At 57.1% G+C, this 26,014-nt stretch carries 20 protein-coding genes, 2 tRNA genes and 1 pseudogene; 15 read left to right on the plus strand and 8 right to left on the minus strand.

Annotated features, from left to right (window positions below; translation table 11 throughout):
- Positions 1-394 precede the first annotated feature (394 nt).
- The 5 genes from nifL to DCH402_RS02345 all read left to right on the plus strand — a co-directional run bounded on the left by nifL (position 395) and on the right by DCH402_RS02345 (position 7,793).
- Entirely contained in the window at positions 395-1,924 is a 1,530-nt protein-coding gene (gene nifL / locus DCH402_RS02325) for a nitrogen fixation negative regulator NifL (protein WP_039999440.1), read from the plus strand.
- Positions 1,921-3,492, plus strand: coding sequence for a nif-specific transcriptional activator NifA (gene nifA, locus DCH402_RS02330; RefSeq protein ID WP_039999442.1), 1,572 nt, complete (start codon positions 1,921-1,923; stop codon positions 3,490-3,492). Before nifL ends, nifA begins: the two co-directional genes overlap by 4 nt.
- A 211-nt stretch (positions 3,493-3,703) precedes the next feature.
- Entirely contained in the window at positions 3,704-5,101 is a 1,398-nt protein-coding gene (nifB, locus tag DCH402_RS02335) for a nitrogenase cofactor biosynthesis protein NifB (RefSeq protein WP_040003311.1), read from the plus strand.
- Positions 5,101-5,622 carry a nitrogen fixation protein NifQ gene (locus tag DCH402_RS02340; protein ID WP_039999444.1) on the plus strand — a complete coding sequence of 174 codons (522 nt, stop codon included), beginning with the start codon at positions 5,101-5,103 and terminating at the stop codon, positions 5,620-5,622. Before nifB ends, DCH402_RS02340 begins: the two co-directional genes overlap by 1 nt.
- Positions 5,623-6,122: 500 nt before the next feature.
- On the plus strand, positions 6,123-7,793 hold the full coding sequence (locus DCH402_RS02345) for a methyl-accepting chemotaxis protein (RefSeq protein ID WP_039999446.1): 1,671 nt from the start codon (positions 6,123-6,125) through the stop codon (positions 7,791-7,793).
- 240 nt (positions 7,794-8,033) lie between these two features.
- Here DCH402_RS02345 and DCH402_RS02350 read toward each other — a convergent pair whose 3' ends face one another.
- Positions 8,034-8,930, minus strand: coding sequence for a LysR family transcriptional regulator (locus DCH402_RS02350; protein WP_039999448.1), 897 nt, complete (start codon positions 8,928-8,930; stop codon positions 8,034-8,036).
- A 160-nt stretch (positions 8,931-9,090) separates the two neighbouring features.
- On the opposite strand from DCH402_RS02350, the gene DCH402_RS02355 reads away from it, so the two are divergent.
- From DCH402_RS02355 to DCH402_RS20985, 6 genes and pseudogenes are all read left to right on the plus strand, one after another.
- Positions 9,091-10,419: a M20 family metallo-hydrolase gene (locus DCH402_RS02355; protein WP_040003313.1), complete on the plus strand. Its 1,329-nt coding sequence runs from the start codon at positions 9,091-9,093 to the stop codon at positions 10,417-10,419.
- Positions 10,419-11,870: a M20 family metallopeptidase gene (locus DCH402_RS02360; protein ID WP_039999450.1), complete on the plus strand. Its 1,452-nt coding sequence runs from the start codon at positions 10,419-10,421 to the stop codon at positions 11,868-11,870. Before DCH402_RS02355 ends, DCH402_RS02360 begins: the two co-directional genes overlap by 1 nt.
- Before the next feature lie 202 nt (positions 11,871-12,072).
- A complete protein-coding gene (abgT, locus tag DCH402_RS02365; RefSeq protein WP_039999452.1) occupies positions 12,073-13,596 on the plus strand; it encodes a p-aminobenzoyl-glutamate transporter in 1,524 nt (507 codons plus the stop codon).
- A 487-nt stretch (positions 13,597-14,083) separates the two neighbouring features.
- A complete protein-coding gene (locus tag DCH402_RS02375; protein ID WP_012768174.1) occupies positions 14,084-14,554 on the plus strand; it encodes a MarR family winged helix-turn-helix transcriptional regulator in 471 nt (156 codons plus the stop codon).
- Positions 14,555-14,670: 116 nt separating this feature from the next.
- On the plus strand, positions 14,671-15,096 hold the full coding sequence (locus tag DCH402_RS02380) for an organic hydroperoxide resistance protein (RefSeq protein WP_039999457.1): 426 nt from the start codon (positions 14,671-14,673) through the stop codon (positions 15,094-15,096).
- Positions 15,097-15,192: 96 nt separating this feature from the next.
- Positions 15,193-15,354 (plus strand): annotated as a pseudogene (locus tag DCH402_RS20985) (alpha/beta hydrolase fold domain-containing protein); the annotation flags it as partial.
- A gap of 80 nt (positions 15,355-15,434) precedes the next feature.
- On the opposite strand, the gene DCH402_RS02385 reads toward DCH402_RS20985, so the two are convergent.
- The 5 genes from DCH402_RS02385 to DCH402_RS02405 form a co-directional block, all read right to left on the minus strand.
- The gene (locus DCH402_RS02385; RefSeq protein WP_039999459.1) at positions 15,435-16,253 is read right to left on the minus strand and encodes an amino acid ABC transporter ATP-binding protein; all 819 of its coding nucleotides are present in this window, start codon (positions 16,251-16,253) and stop codon (positions 15,435-15,437) included.
- Between the two features lie 18 nt (positions 16,254-16,271).
- On the minus strand, positions 16,272-17,207 hold the full coding sequence (locus DCH402_RS02390) for an amino acid ABC transporter permease (protein ID WP_039999461.1): 936 nt from the start codon (positions 17,205-17,207) through the stop codon (positions 16,272-16,274).
- Between the two features lie 13 nt (positions 17,208-17,220).
- Complete coding sequence (locus tag DCH402_RS02395) at positions 17,221-17,751, minus strand: GNAT family N-acetyltransferase (protein ID WP_039999462.1); 531 nt, start codon at positions 17,749-17,751, stop codon at positions 17,221-17,223.
- A 29-nt stretch (positions 17,752-17,780) separates the two neighbouring features.
- On the minus strand, positions 17,781-18,728 hold the full coding sequence (locus DCH402_RS02400; RefSeq protein ID WP_039999463.1) for an ABC transporter substrate-binding protein: 948 nt from the start codon (positions 18,726-18,728) through the stop codon (positions 17,781-17,783).
- A 181-nt stretch (positions 18,729-18,909) separates the two neighbouring features.
- The gene (locus DCH402_RS02405) at positions 18,910-20,286 is read right to left on the minus strand and encodes an LLM class flavin-dependent oxidoreductase (RefSeq protein ID WP_040003314.1); all 1,377 of its coding nucleotides are present in this window, start codon (positions 20,284-20,286) and stop codon (positions 18,910-18,912) included.
- Positions 20,287-20,709: 423 nt separating this feature from the next.
- Between DCH402_RS02405 and DCH402_RS02410 the strand changes: the two genes are divergently transcribed.
- On the plus strand, positions 20,710-21,699 hold the full coding sequence (locus DCH402_RS02410; protein WP_040003317.1) for an MsnO8 family LLM class oxidoreductase: 990 nt from the start codon (positions 20,710-20,712) through the stop codon (positions 21,697-21,699).
- Here DCH402_RS02410 and DCH402_RS02415 read toward each other — a convergent pair.
- On the minus strand, positions 21,689-22,363 hold the full coding sequence (locus DCH402_RS02415) for a hypothetical protein (RefSeq protein ID WP_039999464.1): 675 nt from the start codon (positions 22,361-22,363) through the stop codon (positions 21,689-21,691). The two genes, DCH402_RS02410 and DCH402_RS02415, sit on opposite strands and share 11 nt — an antisense overlap.
- Positions 22,364-23,164: 801 nt before the next feature.
- On the opposite strand from DCH402_RS02415, the gene DCH402_RS02420 reads away from it, so the two are divergent.
- The 3 genes from DCH402_RS02420 to DCH402_RS02430 all read left to right on the plus strand — a co-directional run bounded on the left by DCH402_RS02420 (position 23,165) and on the right by DCH402_RS02430 (position 24,577).
- Positions 23,165-23,240 (plus strand) — tRNA-Gly (locus DCH402_RS02420).
- 121 nt (positions 23,241-23,361) lie between these two features.
- Positions 23,362-24,288 carry a D-2-hydroxyacid dehydrogenase gene (locus DCH402_RS02425; RefSeq protein WP_039999465.1) on the plus strand — a complete coding sequence of 309 codons (927 nt, stop codon included), beginning with the start codon at positions 23,362-23,364 and terminating at the stop codon, positions 24,286-24,288.
- Positions 24,289-24,501: 213 nt separating this feature from the next.
- Positions 24,502-24,577: transfer RNA gene (locus DCH402_RS02430), tRNA-Gly, on the plus strand.
- 284 nt (positions 24,578-24,861) lie between these two features.
- Here DCH402_RS02430 and queG read toward each other — a convergent pair.
- Positions 24,862-26,001, minus strand: coding sequence for a tRNA epoxyqueuosine(34) reductase QueG (gene queG / locus DCH402_RS02435; RefSeq protein WP_039999466.1), 1,140 nt, complete (start codon positions 25,999-26,001; stop codon positions 24,862-24,864).
- Positions 26,002-26,014 lie beyond the last annotated feature (13 nt).

Raw genomic sequence — 26,014 nt, forward strand, 5'->3', positions numbered from 1 at the left:
CTCCCGGAAGGTGACGTCAGGCCGTTCATTCATGCTGTGAATCCTGCTGCGAACCCTGTGGTTACACATACGGTTTTGCGAATCCCGTGCCAGTTTTGGCTGACGCGCCACATGGATTTTTCTGCACATTAATGGCGCACGATCGCACTTTTTTTGTGCTTTTTTTGTACTGGCAGCGTGGCTTTTTCCTTGATAAAGCTACACGGCAACGGGGTTTGGTGGTTTTTGGCGGCAAAACAGGGATCCGGATCAATGTTTAGTCGGCTTAATCAATAAAGGGTGCAGTGTTTGCATGGTTATTCTGCGTTAGTCGCCCGTTTGGCGGGGTGTCGCAGCCTGCGACAAATTGTCGAAAAGCCGACATCTTCGCCACCAAACCGTAAGGGAGCACCCTATGTCTATGCATGTGATGGCGGAATCTTTTCCGCTGGGCGAAATCGCCAGCCACTTGTCCCGGCAGCATCCGTCGCTGTTTTCGACGGTGGTGGAACAGTCGTCGGTGGCAATCTCCCTGACCGACCCGCAGGCCCACATCGTGTACACCAACCCGGCGTTTTGCCGCCTGACCGGTTACAGCCTGCCGCAACTGCTCGGACAGAATCACCGTATTCTCGCCAGCCGGCAAACCCCGGCCGAGCTGTATCAGGCGCTGTGGCAAACGCTATTGCAGGGGCGTGCCTGGCGCGGTCAATTGATCAACCGCCGCTGCGACGGCAGCCTGTATCTGGCCGAAATCGATATCACGCCGATTTTCAATTCCCGCGGCGAGATCGAACACTATCTCGGTATGCACAAGGACATCAGCGCCGGCTATGCGCTGGAGCAACGGCTGCGCAACCACATGACGCTCATCACCGCGGTGCTGAATAATATTCCGGCGGCGGTGGTGGTGGTAGACGAGCAAGACCGGGTGATCATGGATAATCTGGCCTACAAGACGCTGTGCGCCGATTGTGGCGGCCGTGAGCTGCTGGCGGTGCTGGATTATCCGGCCAATAAGTCGGCGCTGTTGCAAGGCGCGGCGCTGCCGGTCACCATCCGCGGCATGGTGCGCTGGTTGACGCTCGGCTGCTGGGCGCTGCCCGGCGTCAATGAAGAAGCCAGCCGCTATTTCACCGATACCGCGCTGCCGCGTACGCTGATCGTCATCAGCGACTGTACCGAACAGCAGCAGCAACACCAGCAAGGGCGGCTCGACCGCCTCAAACAGCAGATGACCAACGGCAAACTGCTGGCGGCGATCCGCGAATCGCTGGATGCGGCGCTGATTCAGCTCAATTGCCCACTCAATATGCTGGCAGCCGCCCGTCGGCTTAACGGCGAAGACCGCAGCAATGTAGCGCTTGAATCCGCCTGGCGCGAAGGCGAAGAGGCGGTGGCGCGGCTGCAAGCCTGTCGCCCGTCGCTGGATTTCGAACCGGCGGCGGACTGGCCGGTCGGTACGCTGGCCGACGATCTGGCCGCGCTGTATCACACTCGCTTTACCGGCGGCGACCAACTGAGCTGTGAACTGGAAACGCCGCAACTGGCCGGATTTGGCCAGCGCACCCAGATTCTGGCCTGCCTCAGCCTGTGGCTGGACCGTACGCTGGCGCTGGCGGGAGAAATCCGCCCCTTCGCACTGGCAGTACATGTGTTCGCCCGGCAGGACGGCGACTGGCTGGCGTTGTATCTGGAGGACAACGTGCCGCTGGAACAGGTGCGTTACATCACCCCCCAGACCGCACTCACCTCGCCGGGCAAAGGCATGGAACTACGCCTGATTCAAACGCTGGTGGCGCATCATCAGGGCACGATAGACCTGACTTCCCGCCCAGGCGGCGGCACCTGTCTGACTCTGCGTTTCCCGCTATCAGCCTCACTCACCGGTTTTTCCACTTCACTCACAGGACACACGACTTCACTCACAGGAGGCTCAAAATGACCCAGGCACCCAATACGGGACACGTGGTATGGCGTTTTGATTTGTCTCAACAGTTTACGGCGGTGCAACGCATCAGTGCGGCGTTGAGCCGGGCGACCGAGGTGGGGCAAGCGCTGCAGGCGGTGCTGCGGGTGCTGCACGATGATGCCTTTATGCAGCACAGCATGATCTGCCTGTATGACCCGCAACGTGGCGCGCTGAGGGTAGAGGCGCTGTACTGCGAGGATCAACGGGTTGCCTCCAGCAGCAGCCAGGTGTGTTACCGGCCGGGCGAAGGGCTGGTGGGCGCGGTGATGGCTCAGCGTCAGCCGTTGGTATTGCCGCGCGTGGCGGATGACCAGCGTTTTCTCGACCGGCTTAACCTGTACGACTACGAGCTGCCATTTATCGGCGTGCCGTTGTTGGGCATTGAACAACAGCCGATCGGCGTGCTGGCGGCGCAGCCGATGGCGCGTTATGAGGAGCGTCTGCCGGCCTGTACCCGTTTTCTGGAAACGGTCGCCAGCCTGGTCGTGCAGACGGTGCGGTTGATGCGTGCGCCCCAGCGTGACGGCGAGCCGCCGTCGGTGGTGAATCGCCCGGCTGCCTGCAAGACGCCCCGGCCGTTCGGTTTTGACAACATGGTGGGAACCAGCGCGGCGATGCGCCAGACGTTGGAGATTATCCGTCAGGTATCGCGCTGGGACACCACGGTGCTGGTGCGCGGCGAGAGCGGCACCGGTAAAGAGCTGGTGGCGAACGCCATTCACTACAATTCACCGCGAGCGGCGGCGCCGTTCGTGAAATTCAACTGTGCCGCGTTGCCGGATAACCTGCTGGAAAGCGAGCTGTTCGGCCATGAAAAAGGCGCTTTCACCGGTGCGGTGCGTCAGCGTAAAGGGCGCTTTGAACTGGCGGACGGCGGCACGCTGTTTCTGGATGAAATCGGTGAAAGCAGCGCCTCGTTTCAGGCCAAACTGCTGCGCATCCTGCAGGAAGGGGAGATGGAGCGGGTAGGCGGCGACGAAACCCTGCGCGTTAATGTGCGGATTATCGCCGCCACCAACCGTCATCTGGAGGAAGAGGTGCGCGCCGGCCATTTCCGTGAAGATCTCTATTACCGGCTGAACGTGATGCCGGTGTCGCTGCCGCCGCTGCGCGAGCGGCAGGAGGACATCGTCGAACTGGCGCAGTTTCTGGTGAAGAAGATCGCCGCGCATCAGGGGCGGACGCTACGCATCAGCGACGGCGCCATCCGCCTGCTGATGGGGTACAACTGGCCGGGCAACGTACGCGAACTGGAAAACTGTCTGGAACGGGCGGCGGTGATGACCGATACCGGGTTGATCGACCGTGACGTGATTCTGTTTAACCACCACGACGCAGTACCGATGGTGAACAAACCAACGTCGCCGGCCGCTGCCGAAGAGGGCTGGCGCGACCAGAATCTGGATGAACGCCAGCGGTTGATCGCCGCGCTGGAGAAAACCGGCTGGGTACAGGCCAAGGCGGCGCGGTTGCTGGGGATGACGCCGCGGCAGGTGGCCTATCGCATCCAGATTATGGACATCAATATGCACCGTTTGTAAGCGGCCGTCGGGATTAGAGTGTGTGGCACGATTGTGGTGTGTGGCCGATTGTGGCATGTGGCACATTGTCGGCCGAATGCCACAATCCCGACAAAACCGCCTGGCGGTTTCATTTTTATCATATTGTTTTTAAAGTAATAAATTTTTACATCGTACGGTATGGCTCTTGCACTCTCCGGGTATGATTCCTTTTTTCATATAGGCCATGACCATGACATCCTGCCCTTCCGCATCCGGTTGCCGTTCCGACCAGACCGACCGTTTTACTCCGTTGCAAGCCAGCAAAGTGGCGCATCACCCCTGCTACTCGGTGAGCGGGCACCACCACTACGCCCGTATGCATCTGGCGGTGGCGCCTGCCTGTAACCTGCAGTGCAACTACTGCAATCGCAAATACGATTGCAGCAACGAATCTCGCCCCGGCGTGGTGTCCGAACTGTTGACGCCGGAACAAGCGGTGGCGAAAGCGCATCAGGTGGCGGCGGCCATCCCGCAGTTGTCGGTAGTCGGCATTGCCGGGCCGGGCGACCCGCTGGCGAATATCGCCCGCACCTTTCGCACCCTGACGCTGCTGCGCGAGCAGTTGCCGGACCTCAAGCTATGCTTGTCCACCAACGGCCTGATGTTGCCGGAGGCGGTGGACAGGCTGCTGGATGTCGGCGTCGATCACGTCACGGTAACGGTCAACACAGTCGATGCGGATATTGCAGCGCGGATCTATGCCTGGCTGTGGCTGGACGGCGATCGTTATACCGGGCGCGAGGCGGGCGCGATCCTGCTGGAACGCCAGCAGGAGGGGATCCGGCGGCTGACGGAAAACGGCGTGCTGGTGAAGATCAACTCGGTGCTGATCCCCGGCATCAACGATCGGCATTTGTTCGAGGTTAGTCGGCAGGCGCGGCGCTGGGGCGCATTTTTGCACAACATCATGCCGTTGATCGCCCGGCCGGAACACGGCACGGTGTTCGGCCTTAACGGCCAGCCGGAGCCGGATGCTGAGGCACTGGCGGCGGTGCGGGCGACGTGCGGCGCGGCGATGCCGCAAATGGCGCATTGTCAGCAGTGTCGGGCAGACGCCATCGGTATGCTGGGGGAAGACCGCAGCCAGCAATTCCGGTTGTCGTCGTTGCCCGCCGAGCCGCAACCCTACCTGCCGCTGTTGCACCAGCGTGCGCAGGTGCACGCCAGCATCGCGTCTCGCGGCGAGTCGGAGGAGCCGGGCGCTTGTCTGGTGGCGGTGGCGTCATCCGGCGGTGAAGTGATCGACTGCCATTTCGGCCATGCCGATCGCTTTCAAATTTACAGCCTGTCGGCGGCGGGCGTGGTGCTGGTCAACGAACGTTTTGCACCTAAATACTGTCGCGGCGCCGATGACTGCGAACCTGCCGACAGCGAGGAACGCATGACGGCGATGCTGGCGTTGTTGGCGGATGTAGAAGCGGTGTTTTGCGCCCGCATCGGCTACGCGCCGTGGCAAAAGCTGGAGCAGCAGGGGATCCAACCCTGTGTGGAAGGGGCCTGGCAGAATATCGCCGAGGTGCTGGGCCGCTGGTGGCGGCAACGCCGGCAGGCGCGGCAGGCTGGAGAACGCGCACAGGGGGCGGCCTGATGACCGGGGCGGAGTACTGGCTGCGACGGCTGCTGACGCTACATGACGCCGGTACGGGCTGTTTCCCCCGGCAAATGGGGCTGGATGAGACGGCCTGGCTGGCTTTGCGGCAACGGCTGAACCAGCCCGCGCCGGGAACGAACGCTACGCGGGATCAGCGCCAGTCGCTGATGAGTGAACTGCAGCAACATCGGCGGGAGGAGCGGGCGCAACTGGCCGACTGGCTGTATGGCTATCAGGTGGCGGACGGCGCGCCGATGCATCAGCTTATCGCCAGCGCCTCGTTGGGTTTCAACCATCTGTGGCAGGATCTGGGGCTGGATTCCCGCGCCGAATTGCGGTTGCTCATGGCGGATTGTTTCCCCGAGTTGGTCGCGCTGAATCATCAAAACATGCGCTGGAAAAAGTTCTTCTACCGCCAGCGCTGCCTGCAGCAGGACGGTGAACTGGTGTGCCGATCCCCCAGTTGCGATGACTGTTGCGAATGGTCATTGTGCTTTGCGCCGGAAGGGGCGCAGTAGTCTAATTATCCCTTACCTGAGTCAGCCCAACGGGATGAAATGAGAGACATCCTGTCTCTCACCGGAGGCCAGCCGTTGGCAGGTCAAATTCGGTCCCGACGAATTTGTCACTCTCTTGCCGCCTTCCTGCAACCCGAATTATTTTGGTTATATTTCTTATTACTTTACTTGCCGTTTTTATTATGAATATATCTTTTGGCTATTTTAAGGTAATTAATTAAATAAAAGAAAAGTACAGCCGATATAGAGACCTGTATCCTAAATAACTCGTGTGGTATGCCTGATACACTTCATGCTGACGGTGAGTTAGCTGCCTTTCTGGCTTATTTCATTGATTTCATCCTGAAGAGGTAACACGTATGTGTTAGAAACGTGTTATTCGGTAGTTCGAATTGTTTGAGGAATGATATCTATTCGAAACAAGGAGTGTTAAATAAAATGGTTATTCAATACAAATCTATAAAAACAAACGATGTATTTTTTCATTTTAGAGGTGTCAAATGAGTATTATTCGTAACATCAGGATTAGGATTATGATGCTGGCTATCCTGATTATATTTACTTTGTTATGGGGCGGCGTCTCTTTCTTCTCTTTGTATTCGCTCAACAGCCTGACGGACGAAATCGGCCTGACGAATGTGCAGCAAATTAACGGCGATATTATCAATGGCGCCAGTGATCGTTACTACAAAGTTAAATTGACGATGGATGAAGCGCTGGCTGCCGGAGATAACAGTAGCCGCGAGCGCTCATTGCTTAACGAGGCCGCAGGCGATGTGGAGTTTTTAAAGGGTGGGTTGGCGCAATTTAAAGTGACTGACCATGCCAATATCAGCACGAAATCCATTGATGATATTTATAACAGCTCTTACCAGCTATTCAGCGAAGCCATTGTGCCGATGCTGGACGCGGCCAGGCAGAATAATCACGATGCCTATGCAAAACTCATGTCGGAAAAATATAACCCGTTACGGGTAAAATTCACTACTGCCATCAATGAATACAATCAGATTATTAAAAATCTGAAAACCGAAGCGCAGGGGCGTATTTCAGCCTGGGTGTACTGGTGTAAGGTGACGCTGATCGTCGCCATGATTATCGGCTTAGGTGTGGTGTTATTAACCGACCGTTATCTGGCTATTCATATGGGTCGTCCGCTGGAGCAAGTGAAAGCGCACTTGCAAATTCTGTCGAATGGGCAATTGGACACCACTGTCGATGAAATGGGGCGCAATGAAGTGGGGCAACTCATTCCATTCGTTCACACCATGCAGAATAACTGGATAAAAACAGTCGCCGAGATTCGCCGAAGCGCCAGTGAGATTTATCATGGCAGCAGCGAAATCGCTGCGGGAAATAGCGACTTATCCTCACGCACCGAAGAGCAGGCCGCCGCGTTGAGTGAAACCGCCGCCAGCATGGAACAATTGAGCGCGGTGGTGAAACAAAACGCCGATAACGCTCAACAGGCCAGCGTGTTGGCCAGGGATGCCTCCACCGCCGCCAACAACGGCGGCGGCGTGGTGCAGGCGGTCAGTCACAGCATGCAAAATATTACCCAAAGCTCGCAGAAAATCGCCGACATCATCAACGTGATCGACGGTATTGCCTTCCAGACCAATATTCTGGCGTTGAATGCGGCGGTGGAAGCGGCGCGTGCCGGCGAAGCCGGGCGAGGGTTTGCGGTGGTGGCGAGCGAGGTCAGAAGTCTGGCGCAGCGTAGCGCGCAGGCGGCGAAAGAAATCAAAACCCTGATCGACGAATCGGTAGACAATGTCAAAAATGGTTACGAGCAGGTGTCGCTGGCCAGCAAGTCGATGGAAGACATCCTGAAATCGGTCACCAATGTGACGGATATCATGGGGGAAATCGCGTCGGCATCCAGCGAGCAAAGCAAAGGGATTTCTCAGGTGGGAACGGCCATCACGCAAATGGACAGCGTAACGCAGCAGAACGCGGCGTTGGTTGAACAGTCTTCGGCGACGTCCGCCTCGTTGGAAGAGCAGGTTCACCACCTGAACGAGATTGTCGCGGTGTTCAGACTGCCCGGCGTAGCCGATGCATCGGCGGCGCGTCGGGTACATAAACCGGCCGGCAAGGTGGCGGCACTAACGAATCTGAACACGGCATCAGCACCGCAGAAATCCGGCGACGACTGGACATCGTTCTGATCCCTGCCGCGTCGGACGTGACGCGAGACGAATCGGGATCGACCTGACGGGCGCGGCGACGAATGGGTGGCCGCGCCCGTTTTTTATCGGCATGTTTTTTATCGCATTAATAGGCCGTGCAACCGAAACCGAGCGTATCGCGTATGAACGGCGATGACGGTCATATCACACGTCGCCGTACTACTGACGATACAGCCGTACTACTGACGATACAGCCGTACTACTGACAGTACAGCCGTACTACTGGCAATACATGCGAAACAGCTTGGCGAGTTGAGTACCCATCGGCGACAGCATGGTGTCTTTGCGTTGAATCAGATAGAAGGTGGCTTTGGGCAGCGGCTGCTCCAGTTCCAGTACCCGCAGGCGTTCACCGAGAATCGGGTCGCGGATGACATCCCGTGACAGAATGCTGATGAAGTCGGTTTTGGCGACCAGACTGACGCTCGACATCAGCGTTTCGCAGGTGACGCTGATACGCGGTGTCATCGGTAACGTGGCAAAGAGATCAAACAGTTGCTTATAGTAACTGCCACGTGGCGTGGGCATGGTCCACTCGTAGTCCAGTAAATCCTCCAACGAACGCGCTTGCTGAATCGGGTGATCGCGCCGTACCACCACGCAGTACTCCTTTTCCATCAGTTTTTCATATAACAGTTCGTTATCATAAGCTGAACCGGAATAGGTATTAACGGTAAAATCCAGCTCTCCTTGCCGCAACTCGTGGATCATCGCCACCAGTTGTCCTTCGGTGATCCGCAGTTTGACTTGCGGGTACAGCCGGTGAAAGCGGCTGACCACCTCCGGCATTACCGTGTGGGCGACGCTGGCGCCGACACCGATATTAACCCGCCCGCTGGCTTGTCCGAGCCGTTGCTGAATATCTTCGCGGGCGACGCGCAACTCTTCCATGATCAGACTGGCGTGGCGGAAATAGGCTTCGCCGCAGTCGGTCAACACCATGCCCTGACGGTGGCGCAGGAACAGGCGTGCGCCCAGATAGGCTTCCAGTTCCTGAATGGATTTGGTCAGCGCCGGCTGCGACAGGTTGAGCTGGCGTGATGCGGCCCGGATACTGCCGTGGCGCGCCACTTCGACGAATGATTGCAACTGATGTAGCTTCACGTTCTGGCTCATCGCGTTCTCCTGGCTCTGTTTTGGTGATAACCACGATTTATCACGCCAAAGATCCTGACATCTTATTCACTCTGGTGGGTTTGTGTACATTTTTTTCAGTTGCATGACGGCGCGTGATGCGAGCGTCATCGTTCAGGACACCACCAGAGAAAACAGGCTTATGCACTCAGATGATCTTTATTCCGATTTATCACAACGCGTAGAACACCTTATCCCGTGGTTGCGGGAAACCCGCCGCGATTTGCATAAATATGCGGAATCCGGTTGGCTGGAATTCCGCACGGCGACACGGGTTGCCGAGGCGCTGCATCAGATGGGGTATCGGTTGCAGCTCGGGCGCGAGGTGATCAACGCCGACGCTCGCATGGGGTTGCCGCCGGACGAGGTATTGCAGGCGCAGGAACAGCGAGCGCTGGCGCAGGGCGCGCTGCCGCAGTGGTTGCCCTATTTCTCCGGCGGTTTTACCGGCATCGTGGCGACGCTGGACACCGGGCGTCCCGGCCCGGTTATCGGCTATCGCGTTGATATGGACGCGCTCGATCTGAACGAACAACTGGCGGACGATCACCGCCCCTTCCGCGAAGGGTTTGCGTCCTGCAATAACGGCATGATGCATGCCTGCGGCCATGACGGTCACACCACCATCGGGTTGGGGCTGGCACAGGTATTGATGGCGATGCGCGATCGTCTGTGCGGCACCATCAAGATTTTGTTCCAGCCGGCGGAAGAGGGCACCCGCGGCGGTAAGTCGATGGCGGAAGCAGGCGTGGTGGATGACGTGGATTATTTCACCGCCATTCACATCGGCACCGGCATTCCGAACGGCCATTTGGTGTGCGGCAACGACACGTTTATGGCGACCACCAAGCTGGACGTCAGCTACCGCGGCGTGGCGTCTCACGCCGGCGGCCGACCGGAAGAGGGGCGCAACGCCCTGCTGGCGGCGGCGCAGGCTACGCTGGGGCTGCACGCCATTCCACGCCACAGCGGCGGTAGTTCACGCATCAACGTGGGTGTGCTGCAGGCCGGCACCGGGCGCAATGTGGTGCCGTCGCACGCCACCCTGAAAGTGGAAACCCGCGGCGCCACCAACGAGGTTAACGAATTTATCTATCAGCAGGCGTTGAAGGTGATCGAGGGGGCTGCTCTGATGCACGGCGTCGAGGTGGATGTGGCGCTGATGGGGGCCGCCCAGTGTAGCCAGCCCAGCCCTGAATGGGTGGAGTTTATTCACCGTCAGGCCGGGTTGGTCGGCGAGCTAACCCACATTATCGACCGTAAAGACGGCGCGGCGGGCTCGGAAGATGCCACCTACCTGATGGAGCGGGTAAAAGCGCACGGCGGCCTGGCCTCTTACGCCGTGTTCGGCACCGAACTCAGCGCTGGTCATCACAACGAGAAATTCGATTTTGACGAAAGCGTGATGGCGGTGGCGGTGAAAACGCTGGCGCTGCTGGCGCTCAATATCCACGCGTTTGGGGAGGCGTAATGACCCAGACGATCGTCGAATTTGTTAACGACACGCTGGCCGCCCGCGCGCAACAGTTGGTCGCCATCGCCGATGATATCTGGGACCACCCGGAAACCCGGTTTACCGAGCACTACTCGGCCGAACGGCTGGCCGGCGCGCTGGAAGCGGAAGGCTTCAGCGTGCAGCGCGGCGTTGCCGGCATCGATACCGCGTTTGTCGCCAGCTTCGGCAGCGGCCAGCCGGTGGTGGCGCTGTTGGGCGAGTTTGACGCGCTGGCTGGGTTGAGCCAGCAGGCCGGTTGCGCAGTACCGGCGCCGCTGGCGGCGGGCGGCAACGGTCACGGCTGCGGTCATAATCTGCTCGGCACCGCTGGCCTGGGCGGTGTACTGGCAGTGAAAGCCTGGCTGGAACAACATCCGCAGGTCGGCACCCTTCGCTTTTATGGCTGTCCGGGGGAAGAGGGCGGTTCCGGCAAAACCTTCATGGCGCGTGAAGGCGTGTTTGACGACGTGGACGCGGCGCTGGCCTGGCATCCGGAAACCTTCAGCGGCATGTTCTGCACGCCGACGCTGGCCAACATTCAGGCCGCATTCCGTTTCAAAGGAGTGGCGGCACATGCGGCGGCGGCACCGCATCTGGGGCGCAGCGCGCTGGATGCGGTAACGCTGATGAACACCGGTGCGAATTTCCTGCGTGAACACATCATTCCTGAAGCCCGGCTGCATTACGCCGTGACCGACACCGGCGGTCATTCGCCCAACGTGGTGCAGGCGGACGCCGAAGTGTTGTATCTGGTGCGCGCGCCGCAGATCGATCAGGCGCAGGCCATCTATGAGCGGGTGGTGAATATCGCCCGCGGCGCGGCGCTGATGACCGACACCACCCTGACGGTGCGTTTCGACAAGGCTTGTTCCAACTATGTCCCCAACCGGACGCTGGAACAGGCGATGTACGGTTTTTTACAGGCGTTCGGCGTACCGGTGTATAGCGAACAGGAGCAAACGTATGCCGCCGACATCGTGCGGACGCTGAGCGCCGAAGACATCGCCAGCAATCTGGCGACCCTCGCCCGTACCGGCGGCACGGCCGGTCAGGCGTTCAGCCGTTCGCTCAGCGGCCATGCGCTGACTACTCAGGTCGCGCCCTATGCCCCGACCGAGGCTGTGCTTTCCGGCTCCACCGACGTCGGGGATGTGAGCTGGCTGGTGCCGACCGCCCAGTGCTTCAGTCCCTGCTATGCGCTGGGTACGCCGTTGCATACCTGGCAAGCGGTGGCGCAGGGGCGTACCTCGCTGGCGCATAAGGGGATGCTGCTGGCGGCGAAAGTGATGTCGGCCACCGCGCTGGCGCTGTTTACCGATAGCACGTTGTTGCAGGCCTGCCGACAGGAATGGCAACAGCAACGTCAGGAAACGCCTTACCGCTGCCCGATCCCGGCCGGTATCCGGCCATCACCCTTATCACATTGATTTGACGGTTTTTATTGAAGTTTTGCCAAGGGGGGCGCTGCGTTGCGCCGTTCCCGCAACGCAGCTCTGGGCCGGATAAGCCGAGTCGCGCGGCTGCCCGAAAAGCGATGACACCCGTTACAGCAGTACCGATCACAACAACCACAACCACATCAATCACAACAACACAACCAGATAAAAATTCAGTACAGAGGGGAAAAACATGAGTGTGACAGCGGAAAGCCGTCAGCCGCAGCCGGGCGGGCTATTTCAGTGGGTAGAGCGGGTGGGGAACAAAATTCCCAATCCGTTTCTGTTGTTTGTCTACCTGATTGCCGCGCTGATGGTGGCCAGCGCGCTGTTTTCCTGGTTTGGCATTACCGCCACCAACCCGGCCAACGGTGAAGTGGTGCGGGTAAAAAACCTGCTCAGCGTGGAAGGGCTGCAATGGATGTTGCCCAACGTCATCAAGAACTTCAGTGCCTTTACTCCGCTGGGCGCCATTCTGGCGCTGGTGCTGGGCGCCGGGCTGGCGGAGCGCGTCGGCCTGCTGCAAACGCTGATGTACAAAATGGCCTCGCGGGTCAGCGCCCGTTATGCCAGCTACATGGTGCTGTTTATCGCCTTTTTCAGCCACATTTCGTCGGATGCCGCGCTGGTGGTGATGCCGCCGCTGGGCGCGCTGATTTTTCTGGCGGTCGGCCGTCATCCGGTGGCCGGTCTGCTGGCGGCGATTGCCGGCGTCGGCTCCGGTTTTACCGCTAATCTGCTGATCGTCACCACCGATGTGCTGTTGTCGGGGTTGAGTACCGAATCGGCCAAGGTGATTAACCCGGCGGTACATGTCAGCGTCATTGATAACTGGTTTTTTATGGCGGCCTCGGTAGTTGTGCTGACCATCGCCGGCGCGTTGCTGACGGACAAATTCATCGAGCCGCGCCTGCCGCCGTATCAGGGCGAGCGTAACGAAAACCTGTCCCGGTTGACGCCGGAACAGAACCGCGGCCTGCGCGCCAGCGGCATCGCCGCGCTGGTATTCATTGCTATCGTGGCGCTGCTGGTGGTGCCGGAGTGGGGGCCGCTGCGCGATCCGGTCAAGCATACCGTCATGCCGTCGCCGTTCATTCAGGGCATCGTACCGCTGATCATTGCGTTTTTCTTTGTGGTGTCGATTCCTTACGGCATGGTTACCGGTCAGATTAAGTCCCAGAATGACCTGCCGCAGCTGATGGTGGACCCGATGAAAGGCATGGCCGGTTTTATCGTCATGGTATTTCCGCTGTCGCAGTTCGTGGCGTTCTTCAACTGGAGCAACATGGGCAAGTTTATCGCCATCGGGCTGACCGACTTGCTGGAGTCGCTGGGGATGACGGGCATTCCGGCGTTTGTCGGGCTGATCTTCCTGTCGGCGTTTCTGTGTATGTTCATTGCCAGCGGTTCGGCTATCTGGTCGATTCTGGCGCCGATCTTCGTGCCGATGTTTATGTTGCTGGGCTTTCATCCGGCGTTTGCTCAGATTGTGTTTCGGGTGGCGGATTCCTCGGTGATCCCGCTGGCGCCGGTATCGCCGTTCGTTCCACTATTTCTTGGCTTTTTGCAGCGTTATCACAAAGAGGCGCAACTGGGTACGTATTACTCGCTGGTACTGCCGTATCCGCTGGTGTTTTTTACCGTCTGGCTGGTATTGCTGCTGGCGTGGTATCTGCTGGGGCTGCCAATCGGGCCGGGGGTTTATCCGCATTTATAGTCGTCATACGGCATGACGTTGATTGAAAACCGGCGGTGTTAATCGCCGGTTTTTATTTATACCCGTCTACTTCAAGTTGCAGGTGCGTTGGCTGCGTGACTCGGCCCATCAATGGGCCTCGCCCTTCGGGCCGCTGCAAGCAGCGTTCAAATCGGCGTATGCCGATTTGTCGTTCACCCGAATCACTTACCTGAGTAAGCTCATCGGGATGAAATGAGAGACATCCTGTCTCTCACCAGAGGCCAGCCGTTGGCTGGTCAAATTCGTTCCCGACGAATTTGTCACTCACTTGCCGCGTTACAAGGCTCTTAATGAGCCTTGCCCTGACGGGCCAACGCGTTGCGTTGTTCAACACGCGAGCGTGTTGTCCTGCAACTCGAATTATTTTGGGTATATTATCAATGCATTAGTTTTTTCTGCTCTTTTTTTGTTATTTTTTAATCTAAATCGCTTGCTATTTAATTTTGAGCGATGTAGATTGGCGACCATGAACAGAAAAGATACCAACACCCAACCGACACTGAGTGATGACGCTTTCCAACTGGATGGTCAACTCTGTTTCGCACTCTACTCGGCGAATCTGGCGATGAACAAACTGTATCGCCGTTTGCTGACTGAGTTGAACCTCACTTATCCCCAGTATCTGGTGATGCTGGTGTTGTGGGAACGCGACGGGATAACGGTATCTGAGCTGGGCGAGCGCCTGTTTCTCGATTCCGCCACCCTGACGCCGCTGCTCAAGCGCCTGCAAACCGCAGGGCTGGTGACGCGTCGTCGCGGCACGGAAGATGAACGTCAGGTACTGATTGAGCTGACCGATGACGGGCGTGGTTTGCAGGATAAAGCGAAAGCGGTGCCGGAAGGCGTGTTCTGTGCATCGGAATGTAATATCGAGCAGTTGCGTGCCATCAAGCACGATCTGGAAACGCTGCGCGCCAGCCTCATCAGGCATATTTGATGATGGATGTAGCGTGTGTTTGTTGACTATGCTTTTTTGTATCCAATTAAGTAGTGTGCGATTTAGTTTTTAGCGATTAAAGTTACCAACCCAATCCACTCAAAAGGAGTCACACCATGTCTATTGAAAAAGTTCTCTATGTTGCGCATGCCCAGGCGACCGGCGGTCGTGACGGACGCGCGGTCTCTTCCGATCAGCAATTGGATGTCAAATTGACCACCCCGCGCGAGCTGGGTGGGGCCGGCGGTGAAGGCACCAACCCGGAGCAACTGTTCGCAGCCGGTTACTCCGCCTGTTTTCTGGGGGCGCTGAAGTTCGTCGGCGCACGCGACAAAGTGTCGATTCCGGCGGGCACCACCATTAATGGCAGCGTGGGGATCGGCGCGATTCCGAACGGTTTCGGCATCGAAGTTGAACTGAAAATCGCTCTGCCGGGTCTGGACCGTGCGGTAGCGGAAGATCTGGTACAGAAAGCGCACATTGTCTGCCCGTACTCCAACGCGACGCGCGGCAACATTGATGTAAAACTGACCGTCATCTGAGTTAGATAAAAAGCAAACATAACTCATTAAAAAATAGATATTTTCACTTAACGCCAGGGTAAGCCATCATGAAGAAATGTCTTGTCGCGGTCTTGCTGGCCGGTGACCGACGCCAACTTCGACACGGCGTCTTACCGGCAGTTCCAGAAAGGGTATTTCCTGAGCCGCAGCATGATGGAATGGTTCTGGGATGCCTACACCACCGACAGCAAGCAGCGCCGCGATGTGCTGGCCTCACCGTTGCAGGCGTCCACCGAACTGCGTGAACGACTGAAATAATCTCTCCTCTCCCGGCGTCAGCCGGGGAATCAGGACACCGGTAAACTGGCGCCGGCAAACTACAGTACTTTGTTGAGAAAGCGGACGGTGCGCGGATGGGCCGGATGGTTCAGCACCTGATGCGCGTCGCCGCTTTCCACGATTTTGCCGTCCACCATAAACACCACCTGATCCGCCACTTCACGCGCGAAACCGATCTCATGGGTGACGATCACCATCGTGACGCCCGATCGCGCCAGATCCTTGATCACGTCCAGTACCTCCCCGACCAGTTCCGGATCCAGCGCCGAGGTGGGTTCGTCAAACAGCATCACTTTAGGGTTGAGCGCCAGCGCACGGGCGATGGCGATGCGTTGTTGCTGCCCGCCGGACAGATGGCGCGGATACGCATGCGCCTTGTGGCGTAATCCGACCCGGTCCAGCAATGCCAGTGCCACGCTCCGTGCCTGAGCGCGACGGTACAGGCGGTGCACTCGCGGCGCTTCAATAATGTTTTCCAACACCGTCAGGTGCGGGAACAGGTTAAAGTTCTGGAAGACGTAGCCGACGCCGAGGCGCTGGCGCAGAATTTCCCGCTCTTTCAGCTCATACAACGTATCACCTGCGCGGCGATAGCCGATGTAGTCACCGTCGATACGGATAGTGCCTTCGTCCACCCGCTCCAGATGATTGATGGTGCGCAGCAAGGTAGATTTGCCGGACCCCGACGGCCCGATAATCACCGTGACCGAGCCGGGCGGCAGTGTCAGGTTGATGTTATCCAGCGCCCGGTGTGTGCCGAACCACTTACCGACCCCCTGAATGTCGATCCGGCCTTGATGGGTGACGGCGCGGGGTGCGGTACGCGCAATCGAATAGAGATCAATAGCTTCAGACATGTTGCTTCTCCCTGAAAATCAGCGACGACGATGTGCGGTCAGGCGCTGAAATAGCCGCCGCAGCGGATGCGTCGGCGTTTCCCGCACCGCGCCGCGGGCGACATAGCGTTCGACAAAATACTGCAACACCGACAGCACGCTGGTGATCACCAGATACCAAACGGTGGCGACCATCAGCAGCGGAATCACCTGCTGAGTGCGGTTGTAAATCACCTGCACGGTGTAAAACAGCTCCGGTAGCGCCAGCACGTACACCACCGAAGTGCCCTTAGCCAGGCTGATGATTTCGTTGAAACCGGTCGGCAAAATCGAGCGTAACGCTTGCGGCAGAATAATCCGCCAGGTGCGGCGATAACCCGGCAAGCCCAGTGCGGCGGCGGCTTCGAACTGCCCGGCGTCGACGCCGAGAATGCCGCCGCGGATGATTTCGGCGGTGTAGGCCGATTGCACCAGCGTCAGCCCCAGCACCGCCACGGCGAACGGGCCGAGCACGTCAATGGTCGGGTAGCGGAAAAACTCGATGGACGTGAAGGGGATGCCCAGTGCCAGCGCGTCGTACAGGTACGAAAAGTTGTAGAGGATAATCAGCACCAGAATCAGCGGCAGCGATCGAAACAGCCAGATATACAACCAGGCCAGCGTGCTGAGTAAGGTGGACGACGACAACCGCGCCAGCGCCAGCCCGGTGCCGGCGATAATGCTGAACAGGGTGCCCAGCAGCGTCAGCATCAGGGTGCGCCCTAACCCTTCCAGAATCACCGGGTTAAAGAAATAGCTGGCGAACACCGGCCATTCCCAGCGGCCGTTGAGCGCCACCGACTCGGCAACGCCGGCGAAAATAAACAGCGAAAACAAGGTGCCGGCGATACGCAACGGATAGCGGGCCGGTACCACGCGTAACGCTGGAGAAGGGGCATCCGCCGGATGCCGTGCAAAGGGGATTGATGACGTCATAAGCGTATCCTTATTACCCGACGGCCCGTTCATGTTGCGCTGCCCGGCTAGCCGACGGCTCATACAGCGGCTTACGAAACGGCAACCGGCCATCGTGCGGCGGCAGGCTGTAATATTCCGGATCGAGTTGAGTATCGAACTGCGGCAGATAGCCTTCGCTCAGGTACAACCCAACCGCTTCCGGCTGACGGAAACCGGTGGTCAGGAACAGCGCCTGATAACCCAACCGACGGGCATGGTGTTCCAGTTCACGCAGCACCCGCCTGGCCAGCCCCTGACGGCGCAGGGTTTTGTCGGTCCAGATCCTTTTGAGCTCGGCGGTGGCGACGTCGTAGCGTTTGAACGCGCCGGTGGCGATGGGGCGTTCGTCGCGCAGCAATACGATAAAAATACCGTCGGGCGGTAAATACAGCCCGTGATCTTCCGAATCCTGATGGGCGAAGTAGTCGCCATAGCGTTGGCGGTATTCGGCAAATAACCCGTCCAGAACCGGGGTAATGCGCGGGTCTTCCGGGTCAGTAATCATGAAACGTTCGTCAGACATGGTGTTCTCCCTGTACGGCCGGATGCGGATTACAGCGGCGTGTCGCCCAGACCCGGCGGGTTGATTGCCGAGCGATCGATGCGCTCCACGCTTTCCCCCCAGCGGTTCAGCACCCGGTCGTATTCACCGCTCTGAATCACGCCGTTGAGCGCGGTATTGAGCGCGGTCACCAGGCCGTTGCCTTTGCGGGTGGTGACCGCGATGTGCGCCACCTGCGGCCAGCCGCCGTTGACGGTGCCCACCAGTCGGGTTTGCTCGTGCAGCGCTGCCGCATAGGCGCCGGTGACGTTCGGGCCGAACGTGGCGTCGGCGCGGCCGGACTGAATACTCAGGTTGGCGGCGGCGGCATCGGTGACGTAAACCGGTTGAAAAGGCGGTAAGCCGGCGGCGCGATTTTGCTTATCCCAGTCGAGCAGGATGGCTTCCTGATTGGTGCCGGAACCGACGATAATTCGCAGCCCGGCGATATCCCTGGCGGTTTGGATCGCGCTTATCTTGCTGTTGGACTTCACGTAGAAGCCCAATGTGTCGGCGCGGTAGGTGGCAAAGTCAAAACGTTCTTTACGCGCTTTGGTGACGGTCACGTTGGTGATGGCGACATCGTACTTGCCGGAGGCGACGCCCAACGGCCAGTCTTCCCATGAGGTCGCCACCAGATTCAATTCCAGCCCGAGGCTGTCGGCCACCAGCCGGGCGATGTCCGGTTCGCTGCCGATGAGGCTTTTGTTGTCATCGGCCAGAAAAGCCAGCGGCGGCGAGGAACCTAATGCCGCTACGGCGACGGTGAGTTTACCCGGTGCGACAAACCTGAACCCCGGCGGGATCTGCGCGATGGCCTGCGGGTTCTTGGGCGCATGGATCGGTTGTCGGTTAGCGTTGAGATCAATGCCGGCGGCCTGTGCGCTGCTGAGCAATAGCCAGCCGCCAAACAGCGTGGCGACCAGGCGGTAAAACGAATGAACAGCGAGAGTCTGCATAGCGTATTTCCTTAAAAATAAAACCTCAGCGGAAGGACGAACCGCGTTACTCGTCCAGACCGCGTGGATTAATGTCGGAGCGCGTGACTTTTTCGTCATTCTCGCCCCAGCGATCCAGCACCTGTGCGTACTGCCCGCTTGCGCTGAACAGCAGTGCGGCAAGCAGTAGCGTGGCGCGCGTTCACGGTGCCGTTTCCTCTGTTGGCCGGCGGGCAGCGGCGTAACGGTTAACCGGATACTCCAGCGCCAGACTTTCCCGCAGCGTGTAGCCGGGATAGTCACGGCGGAATACACCGCGCTGTTGCAGTAACGGCACCACCTGATCGACAAACCGGGTGAAGTTGTCCGGCGTGGCGCTCTGGATGATGAAGCCGTCGGCGGCGCGCTGTTCGAACCACAGTTGCAACCCATCCGCCACTTGTTGCGGCGTACCGCCGAACAGCGGGCGTGGCGTAGTGGCTTCCAGCGCCACCTGACGCAGGGTTAATCCGCGTTCGCGGGCGTTGCGTTTGATTTCATCGGTGGTGCTGCGAAAGCTGTTCTGACCCAGCGCGCCGATATCCGGAAACGGCTCATCCAGCGGGTGCTGCGAGAAGTCGTAGTGTTCGAAGTAGCGGCCGAGGTAATTCAGTGCATCTTCAATAGTGACCAGTGCGGCGGTGTTCTGATACTGGCGCTCCACGTCTTCTGCGTCGTCGCCCACCAGTACGCTGACGCCCTGAAAAATGTGCAACTGATCGTCACGTCGCCCGTGTTCTGCAAGCTGTTGTTTGACGTCGCGGTAAAACGCCTGCGCTTCCGTCAGCGTGTGCTGGTGGGTGAAGATGGCATCGGCGTGGCTGGCGGCCAGTTTCTTGCCGTCATCCGACGCCCCGGCCTGAAAGATAATCGGGCGGCCCTGCGGTGTACGCCCGATATTGAGCGGCCCGGCGACGGAGAAGAATTCACCCTGATGATTCAATGGATGCAGTTTTTGCGGGTCGAAGAAGCGGCCGCTGGCCTTGTCACGGATAAACGCATCGTCTTCCCAGGAATCCCACAATCCTTTGACCACCTGTAGAAACTCATCGGCGATGCGGTAGCGCAGGGCGTGTTCCGGGTGTCGGGGGCGGGAAAAGTTTTTGGCCGACCCTTCCAGCGGCGAGGTCACCACATTCCAGCCGGCGCGGCCGTGGCTAAGATGGTCGAGGCTGGCGAATTGGCGCGCCGTGGTGAACGGCTCGCTGTAGGAAGTGGACAGCGTGCCGACCAGCCCGATGTGATGGGTTGATGCCGCCAGCGCCGACAGCAACGTCAGCGGCTCAAAGCGGTTCAAAAAATGGGGGATGGATTTTTCGTTGATATACAAACCGTCAGCCACAAAGGCGAAGTCGAATTTGCCCTGCTCGGCTTTTTTCACCGAATCCAGTACGAAGCCGAAATTGATGCTGGCGTCCGGCACTACGTTGCTGTGCCGCCAGGCCGACATATTTCCGGCCGCGCCCTGCAAGATGACCCCCAGCCTCAACTGACGCCGGTCAGGGTTCGTGTTGTTTCCGGGAATGGTTTTTTTACTCATCAGCATGCTCCCTACAGCGAAATTTGGCGAAAGGAAATCCGTCTCCGGCACGGATAAGGTGCGGGAGAAACCCTATATTCAGGTGGTTAATGGCGAGTTAAGAAAACTGGAAAGTACTATTGACGAGCGGATCCGGGATGTAAAACAACAAATCTGAATATGCCAAAGCAAAAAAATATCTCAGAGGGTTTTGTGATTTGTTTATTCAACAATTGAAGTTAAAGCGATAAGGAAGAGAAATAGAAATGTCTGTTGAATAGTTTCATGCCGTGAAGAATAGGTGATTTACTTTTTTGATTATTTTTTATCTCACTGTTGGGTAGTGAGATTTGTACTAAATAAACACTATTTTGTTATTTATGGATTTTTATCGCGTATGAAAATATGCAAAAAATTCAGGCCCGGATCAAAAAAGGGAAATATATGGATTATCGTCTTGGCTTATTAGATCAAAGCCCGATTGCGCAGGGGATGACGGCTACCGACGCGCTGGCGCAGACTACGGCCTTGGCCGGTGTCGCCGAAACGTTGGGATACTCCCGTTTCTGGGTATCTGAGCATCACAATTCGGATGTTCTGGCGGGGGCGTCGCCGGAAGTGTTGATAGCCTGGCTGCTGGCCCATACCCGGCACATCCGCATTGGGTCCGGCGGGGTGATGCTGCAACATTACAGCCCTTATAAAGTGGCGGAGAATTTTCATGTGCTGTCGTCGCTGGCGCCGGAGCGCGTCGATCTTGGCGTGGGTAAAGCCCCCGGCGGTTTTCCGCTGTCGACCCGAGCGCTGCAACAAGACGTCGACCCGACGCGTCAGGTAGCGTTTGACGATAAACTGCGACAACTGAACGCACTGCTGGAGGCGCTGCCCTCAGATCATGACGGCTTGTCTGCTACGCCATTACCGCCGGCACCGCCGACGCGCTTTTTGCTGGGAGCCAGTGCAGACAGTGCGCGTCTGGCGGCATCACTGGGATGGCATTTTGTGTTCGCCGGTTTTATCCAGCCCAGTGAGCGTGTGCTGACCGAGGCGTTACTTGCCTGGCGCGAGTATCGGCCCGAACACGCGCAGGCGCTGTTGTCACTGTCAGTTGTCGTGGCAGGCAGTCACGATGAAGCCAAAGCATTGGCGGGTGAGCGTTATAACTACAAGGTGTACATCGGTGATCGTGCGCCACTCAATGTGCTGACGCAGGAACAGGCGGACAGGCTGGTGCAACAATCCGGCAGTACGCTGTTCCGTATTGAAAAGCAGGCACAAAATATTCTGTACGGCACCACGCAGGAGGTCCATCACCAGTTGCAGTATTACCATCAACGTTTCGGCATCGACGAGTTCATCATCCATACCCCTATCGACGACCCGACCGCACGCCTGACCTCGATCCGTGGTCTGGCGGCCGGGCTTAGGGGATAGGGTTCACTTCGGGTGAGAGGGTTTCCTGTCTGGCGCCGTCCTGCCTGATAGCCAGCAGCATTTCCAGCAGACTGGGGTAATTAAACAAGCCGGAAAAATCGAGCGGATGCGCTCTGTCGCCGCTGGGCAAAATATGGCATTGCAATTCCCGCTCGTAGTGGCGCGGGTATTGGGCTTTTTCAATGGCGGGCAGCGAGCGGTAATTTTTCAGTACGGCGGTGAAAAAGTGTATTTGCCAGTGCGGATGGCCATAGCCGAGCCGAGCCTGCGTGACAATATGCCGGCGCCAGGCCTGGTCCTGCGTATAGGCTTCGCTCCACGCGGCCCGACGTTCATTCAGGGTAAATTCGCCGCTGTCATCGTAGACAATCAGAGATAATTGGTGATAAGTCAGCCCGCTGAACGGATTGGTGCCCGCACCGTTGACAAAGGCGGTAGCCTGACGGGTGCGAGCCAAACGCTCGCGGACATCATCTGTGGGCAATTCCGTATGATCATACTGATAACTATCATCTTCTATGCCAGTGAGTTGATCGAGCAACGCACGGGCTTTTTGGTGCAATTCCTGTCGGCTCAATGCCGCCTCCCGGGCGCAGGCGCGTCCGGCGGCGGCATGTAATTGCCGTTCGAGCAGGGAAGATAAGAATATATTACTATCTGGCATCAGCGTACTCTCCAGAAATGAACCAGCAACCTGCTTCTCAAAAGCCTGCGTAAAAATGAAAGGGTGGTTGTGGTGTTGTCGAGTAATATACCTTTCATTTTTCAGGTTACCGATGATTAGCCCTACAGCGCCAATCCATAGCGTTGTTCAAAACACAACACTGTTTATCCTGCAACTCGAATTATTTCGGGTATAACGCTATTTGAAACTGACTGTATTATTTTTAGTATCGGGTGTCAGCCATTGATGTTTTATTCAATGTCGGCTTAATTTGCCAGAATGAAGGGTCGCGCTCAATCAAATTTTATGTCTATACCCATCATACTTCAAGTTGCAGGTGTGTTGGCTGCGTTCGTTCACCCGAATCACTTACCTGAGTAAGCTCATCGGGATGAAATGAGAGACATCCTGTCTCTCACCGGAGGCCAGCCGTTGGCTGGTCAAATTCGTTCCCGACGAATTTGTCACTCTCTTGCCGCCTTCCTGCAACTCGAATTATTTTGGGTATAAAACCTCTTATTTATTTCATTAACGGAATATATGCCGAATAATGGCTGGGCAATCTTTGTCTCTCTCATGATTGCTGGGGGCCGGCAACGAGATGAAGCATTGTCTGTGAAGCATTGTCCGGCTGGCGATATTGTAAGCAAACAAAGCCGAGCGTGTGAAAAAGGGCTTGCCAGCGGGTGAGAACAGGTCCATAATCAGCGCCATTCCAAACGCCTTAACGTGTTAAAGCCTTTATAATCAGTGGATTACAAAGAATTAGGTACATTAAGGCTGTTTGAATGACCATCCTAAGCGGGAATAGCTCAGTTGGTAGAGCACGACCTTGCCAAGGTCGGGGTCGCGAGTTCGAGTCTCGTTTCCCGCTCCAAATTCTTATCGATATCTTTTCTTTTATCTATACTGTATAAGCCATAAGTGACTGTTATTTGGCGTTACTGTGATTTGATATATCATCGGCAGCACGTTTTTCCACTGATAACGACACCACGATGACACCCATTTTGCTGCTGGATTCCCGTGCGGATGAACTGCGGGATGTGCTGCATGACGCCGCCCCGGAGCTGACGCTTTTCATAGGTTCAGGCGAACCTGCTCAGGCCGCTGCGTGCGACATTTGGGTCGGTGAGCCGGATAAAGCCGCACGGTTACTGGCTCAGGGCGTGAAACCGCGCTGGCTGCAATCCACCTGGGCCGGGTATCGGCCGTTGCTGGCAACCGAGCTACCGCGTGATTATCGGTTAAGCCGGGCCGTCGGTGTGTTTGGTCAACCTATTGCCGAATATGTCATTGCTTATTTGTTGCAGCATGAGTTGCATTTGTCGCAACGTGAACGAAGCCAGCAGCGCGGAGAGTGGAAAAAGCTCTTGCCGGGTTCGTTGTCCGGCCGCCGGGTGCTGATTGTCGGCGCGGGCGATATCGGCCGGGAAGTCGCAACTTTTTTGCAGCCCTTTGGCGTTGTGCTGCAGGGGATAGCTCATTCACCGCGTGCGTTGCCGATGTTTGAACGCGTGGAAGGATTGCCGGCGCTTGAGCAGAGGGTGGCGTCTGCGGATTATGTCGTCAACATTTTACCGGATACGCCGGCGACGAAGGACATCTACCATGCCGGGATATTCGCTGCGATGAAACCCTCGGTACTCTTTATCAATGTTGGCCGTGGTACGGCGGTGGTGGATGCCGATTTGTGCACGGCCTTGCATGAGGGGCAGATAGCGGGCGCGGTGCTGGATGTGTTTCGGCAAGAACCTCTGCCTGCTGCACATCCGTTCTGGCGCACGCCGAATCTCACCATCACCCCACATGTTGCCGGTCCGCTGATGCCGGCCAGACTGGGAGCATTATTTCTGGATAATCTACCGCGTTTTCAGCAAGGGCTGGCGCTGGCGGGGGAAGTGGATTTTTCACGTTCTTACTGATGACTGGGCGCCGATTACCGGGGGAGGGATAAAATTGTATTTTCCCTCTTGTCAGAATGAATAGATTGGTTCATAATGCTGCCCTCTTTGCGATTCGTCTTTTTAAATGCAATTAAATCAATAAGTTAATTGTAACATCATAAAAGCGATGCAAAATATGCCTACGCCGGTTTGCGTTTGTCGAAAAAGCGTCAATACTTAAGCGTCGCGTTTGCGGGAATAGCTCAGTTGGTAGAGCACGACCTTGCCAAGGTCGGGGTCGCGAGTTCGAGTCTCGTTTCCCGCTCCAATTTCTCATCCCTTCTTTTTCTGATTATCGTCATATCGTTTTTCTGCATATGTTCATACTTTTCTGAACAGACTTATCCACAGCCTGAAAACAGGTCTTGTGCGTCGGTATAGAAACATCATGAAAAACGCATTAATTCAAATCATTGAAATAAAAAGAAAAATTTATAATAAAAAACACTGTGCAGATCACTTGTACTTTTTGTGATGATTGATTGACAACGTTTTTTTAAAATTATCCACAGGAAAATGGTTCATATCGTCAAAGCATTACGGCGGGAAATCTCAGGCATCTCGCGGCAAACCTTTTTCGACTGCGCGGATAAGTCGCTTCTTCTGCGGCAACTGGACATCAACGGTATGCTGTTTGCGCCGGGCCAGTTGTTGACGGATGGCCCATTGAATATGCTCATCCAGCAATACACTTTCTCCCAGTCGGTTTTGCAGCGCCAGTACAATCTTGTCTTCATAAGGTGCGTTGCCCAGTGCGACGGCGATGTTTCGCAGCCAGCGTTCGTGGCCGATGCGTCGAATAGCGGAACCTTCCGTGACCCGCAGGAAACGGGCTTCATCCCAGCTAAACAGTTCCAGTAACTCCGGTGCGTGCAACGCGGCACGTGGGCTGAAATCGGGTTCGTCGGTGAGTTGTGAAAAGCGGTTCCAGGGGCAAATCAACTGGCAATCGTCGCAGCCGTAAATGCGGTTTCCCATTAAAGGGCGCAGTCCCTCAGGAATCGCGCCTTCCAGTTCAATCGTCAGGTAGGAAATGCAACGTCGGGCGTCAATGGTATAAGGCTCGACAATCGCGCCGGTGGGGCACGTCGTCATGCAGGCGACGCATTTACCGCACTGTTCTTCAACCGGCTGGTCTACCGGTAACGGCAAGTCAATCAGCAGTTCTCCCAGAAAGAACCAGGAGCCGGCTTCCCGGTTTAGCACCAGTGAGTGCTTGCCAACCCAGCCAAGCCCGGCCTTGGCGGCTAGCGGCCGTTCCATGATCGGCGCTGAGTCGACGAAGGGGCGAAATTGCAAGTCGCCGCAGTGCGCCTGAATCCGGTCGCCCAGTTTTTTCAGCCGCTGGCGCAGTAACTTATGATAGTCGCGCCCCAATGCATAACGGCTGACATAACCGAGGCGCGGATTTTTCAGCGTACTGGCAAACGCCGCTTTGGCCGGCAGGTAGTTCATGCGCACGCTGATGACGCGTAACGTGCCGGGCAACAGTTCATGCGGGCGTGCCCGCATCATGCCGTGGCGTGCCATCCATTCCATTTCACCGTGGTATTGTTTATCAAGCCACGCCTGTAGCCGAGGTTCTTCATGAGACAAATAGGTGTCGCAAATCCCTACATGCTGGAAACCCAATTCCAGCCCCCATTGTTTGATGAGTTGTGCGAGTTCGTTGAGATCGTAGGGGTATGCCATGCGTAACCATTAG

Origin of the sequence: Dickeya chrysanthemi NCPPB 402 (genome assembly GCF_000406105.1) — a bacterium.
Taxonomy (GTDB): Bacteria; Pseudomonadota; Gammaproteobacteria; order Enterobacterales; family Enterobacteriaceae; genus Dickeya; species Dickeya chrysanthemi.